Source organism: Streptomyces sp. FH025 (assembly GCF_017427025.1).
GTDB lineage: Bacteria > Actinomycetota > Actinomycetes > Streptomycetales > Streptomycetaceae > Kitasatospora.
Window position 1 is genome coordinate 1 of the sequence record NZ_JAFLNG010000731.1, and the last position, 3,682, is coordinate 3,682.

At 73.7% G+C, this 3,682-nt stretch carries 4 protein-coding genes; 2 read left to right on the forward strand and 2 right to left on the reverse strand.

All coding sequences use genetic code 11. The features are described 5' to 3' along the window. The first annotated feature begins 386 nt into the window (after positions 1–386). Positions 387–818: an O-methyltransferase gene (locus tag J0670_RS40400; protein WP_307806801.1), complete on the forward strand. Its 432-nt coding sequence runs from the start codon at positions 387–389 to the stop codon at positions 816–818. A 226-nt stretch (positions 819–1,044) separates the two neighbouring features. Here the strand turns inward: J0670_RS40400 and J0670_RS32880 are convergent, their stop codons facing one another. Further along, entirely contained in the window at positions 1,045–1,275 is a 231-nt protein-coding gene (locus J0670_RS32880; protein ID WP_207815797.1) for a hypothetical protein, read from the reverse strand. 185 nt (positions 1,276–1,460) lie between these two features. Here J0670_RS32880 and J0670_RS32885 point away from each other — a divergent pair, with 185 nt between their 5' ends. Further along, positions 1,461–2,678 (forward strand): sensor histidine kinase, encoded by a 1,218-nt coding sequence (locus tag J0670_RS32885; RefSeq protein ID WP_207815799.1) that lies wholly within the window; start codon positions 1,461–1,463, stop codon positions 2,676–2,678. 110 nt (positions 2,679–2,788) lie between these two features. Here the strand turns inward: J0670_RS32885 and J0670_RS32890 are convergent, their stop codons facing one another. Beyond that, complete coding sequence (locus J0670_RS32890; protein ID WP_207815801.1) at positions 2,789–3,490, reverse strand: NUDIX domain-containing protein; 702 nt, start codon at positions 3,488–3,490, stop codon at positions 2,789–2,791. Between the last annotated feature and the right edge of the window lie 192 nt (positions 3,491–3,682).

A 3,682-nucleotide genomic window follows, 5' to 3' on the forward strand; every position in this document is an offset into this window, starting at 1 on the left:
GTAAGAGCAACGCCGAAGAGGGCCGTCACCGCCCCCCGGCGATCACGGCCCTCCTGCTCTCCCCTCGCTCAGCCCCGCTCGCCGAACCCCGCCGGCCGCCAGACAGCGAGCCGCGGCGAATCCTTCAGCAGGTCATCGGCCTTCCCATGGAGTGCGGTCGCGAGGGAGTCCAAGTCATCCTCCATACAACGACGTTGAACTCCCCCCCCTCCTCGGGCCCCTGCCTTGAACCGCGCGCGGAGAAGCAACCACGCACACGAGAAGAGGAAGCCACCGATGTACGAATCCGAAGGAGCCTGGCGTGAGGTCGACGCCTACTTCGTCGACACACTTGTTCCCGAGGACAGGCGCTGATCGGCGCCCGCGAGTCCGGTCAGCGGACCACGATGCCGCAGGCCGAGGTGTCCCCGAACCAGGGAAAGCTCCTCGCGCTGTTGTGCCAGATGGCCGGCGCGAAGCGGGTGCTGGAGTTCGGAACCCTGGCCGGCTACAGCACCGTCTGGCTCGCGCGCGCCGGCGGCGACCAGGGCCGGGTCACCTCGCTCGAACTGGAGGAGCACAACGCCGACATCGCGCGGGCGAACCTCGAACAGGCGGCGGTGGCCGACCGTGTCGATGTCATCGTCGGCCCTGCGGCGGCCTCCGCGCGACAACTCGTCAAAGACGGCGTGGAGCCGTACGACTTCGTGTTCATCGATGCGTACAAGCCCAGCAACCCCGAGTACCTGAAGCTGTCCCTCGCGCTGACCCGGCCCGGGAGCGTGATCGTCATCGACAACGTCGTGCGCAACGGCGCCGTCACCGACCGACAGCTCTGATGACCGGGTCCAAGGTGTGCGCACGGTTCTCGCGGATATCGCGCGGGATGGACGCCTGGACGCGACCGCGCTCCAGACCGTGGGTTCCAAGGGCTGGGAGGGCCTCACGATCGTCCGGCGGACCAGCTGACACCGCCCAGCGCACGCCGCCCGGGTACATCCCCGGGCGGCGCCGACGGCGTCTTCAGGGGGTCGGCCGGCCGCCGGGTTCAGCGGGCCGGTCAGGTCACTGGCCGGCCGCGCCGCCTCTGCCGCCGGTGCCCCGGGTGTGCACGGTAAAGGAGGCCAGGGCGGCGGGCAGTGCCCAGGCCCCGTCGGTGCGGGTGGACACCCTGTAGCGGTGCGGGCCCTCGTCGCGTTGGGCGGGCGCGTCCTGGGCGGCCGTGGCGGCCAGCACCGTGACCGTGGAGGCGGTGGCCAACAGGCCTTGTCGGAAGAGCTTTTGATTGATCTTCATTAAGGCCGATGGTCTGGAACCGCGGCCGCCCTGGCGACGGCTTCGACCCGGATTCATACGAACGGGTGGTCGCGTTCCGGCCGGGTTCGAGGCGGGCACCGACGAAGGCACGGGGGCGCAGTCCGCCGCAGGCTCTCCCCCGATCGAGGGAGGTCGGAGGCGCGGCGGCCGGTGATACTGACGCCATGATCAAGGGAATGCGGTTGCTGCTGCGCAGGTCGACGTACACGGGTGTGCTGTTCGCGGTGCTCGGGGCGCTGGCGGGGCTGCCGGTGGCGACGGTGGCGCTCGGGGTGACGCTGGGTGTGTCGGGGCGGCCGGACTCGGTGTGGGTGGCGCTGCCGGTGTGGGTGGTGCTGCTCGCGGCGGCCGGGCTGCCCCGGGTGGTGCGCCGGGTGCTGGCGGCGGGGGCGCGGCGGCTGCTGGGCGTCGCGGTGCCCGCCCCGGTGAAGGGGGCCGCGACGCAGTGGTGGCGCACGCCGGTGTTCGTGGTGGCGCACGTGGCGCTCGGGTGGACGGTCCTGATCGGCGGCAGCACGCTGCTGGCGATGGGGATCACGATACCGGGGTGGCGGGCGTCCGACCCGGCGCGGGTGAGCCTCTTCGGCTGGGCCACGGAGATCACGGGCGTGTGGTCCTGGATCACGGCGGCGCTGTGCCTGGCGCTGGCGGCGGCCCTGCTCGCCGCGGTGGCGGGCGCCCTGCGCCACCTGGCGCCCCGGCTGCTCGGGCCCTCGCCGGCCGAGAAGCTCGCGATGGCCGCCGAGCGGGAGCGGCTGCTGGCCGAACGCAACCGGCTGGCCCACGAGTTGCACGACTCGATCGGGCACACCCTGACCGCCGCCACCATCCAGGCGGCCGTCGCGGGCGAGGTGCTGGCCGCCGACCCGGCGGCGGCGCGGGCCGCCATGCGCAGCATCGAGGAGTCCACCCGGGCCGCGCTGGAGGACCTCGACTACGTGCTCGGCGCGCTGCGCGAGGAGGAGTCGAACGCCGCGCCGACCCGTACCCTCGCCGACCTGCCCGAGTTGGTCGAGCGACTGCGGCACGCGGGCGCGGTCGTCGAGCAGCAGACCACCGGGGACCTGTCGCAGGTGCAGGGCACGCTCTCCCGGGCCGCCTACCGGATCCTCCAGGAGGGGCTGACCAACGCGCTGCGGCACGGCGCGGGCGGGCCGATCGGGCTGCGGGTGGCAGCGGGGGCGCGGGTGCTGGAGCTGAGCGTGGTCAACGCCGTGGCCGACGGGGCCGGCCCGGGGGCGGGCCGCTTCCCGACCTCCGGGCACGGGCTGCCCGGCCTGGCCGAGCGGGTGCGGCTGCTGCACGGGGAGTTCGAGGCCGGGCCGCAGGGCGAGGGGCGCTGGCGCCTGGCGGTCCGGCTGCCGCTGCGGCAGTCGGTGTGAGCGGCGGCGGCGACGGCGCGCGTACGGCCGCCGCCTGAAGCACCCACCGCCTGGACGCCGTCTGCGCCGCCCTGGGATGTCCCGGGCGGCGCAGGCGGCGTTCCCGGCTCTCAGGCCAGGTCGCCGCGCTCGCGCAGCAGGGGCAGGAGGTGGTCGCGCACGGCCGGGGCGAGGTGGAGGGTGTCGTCGCGGCCGTCCGTCCAGCGCAGGTCGGCGAGTTCGGCGGCGGGGGCGGGGGCGCGGTCCAGGGTGGCGGTGAAGACGACCATCAGCATGGGCACGCCCTCCAGGGCGGCGGTGGCGCGGATGTCGGTGAGGTGGCGCGGGTCGACGGGGGCCGCGCCGAGTTCCTCGCGCAGTTCGCGGGTGAGGGCCTGCAGCGCGTCCTCGCCGGGGTCGGGCTTGCCGCCGGGCAGGTAGAAGACCTCGGGGGCGGCCTGCTTGCTGACCACCAGGAGGCGGCCGTCCTGGACGATCGCGGCGGCGGCGACGGTGAGCTGGACGGCGGGGGCGGTGCCCTGCCCCTTCAGGAAGGAGGTGATCCGCCTGAACGCCTCGACCTGGGCGTCGTTCCACAGCCCGAGGTCGTACGGGCTGATGCGCCCCTCGGGGCTGATGGCGGTGGCCTCCGCGATGATCAGCCCGGTGCCGCCCGCTGCCCGCGCCGCGAGGTGGGCGAAGTGCCAGTCGGTCGGGACCCCGGCCGCCTCTCCGGCCGGCGCCGCGCTGTACTGGCACATCGGCGGCATCCAGACCCGGTTGGGGACGGTCAGGGTCCGCAGGGTGTACGGGGCGAAGAGGGTGGTGCTCATGTCGGGACTCCCAGGGGTCGGAGGCGCCAAGGCGGTGCTCTTGCGGGTGCGCTTTATGTGCCACAACAATAGTTGCACAGGACGGTAAATTCAACGGGTCGTCACCCGCCCGGGCCGCCGCCCGGGCCGCGGTCCGGGGAAATTCGGGTACCGACAACCACTCCCACCTGCGACAATCCAGGGCGGCGGTGG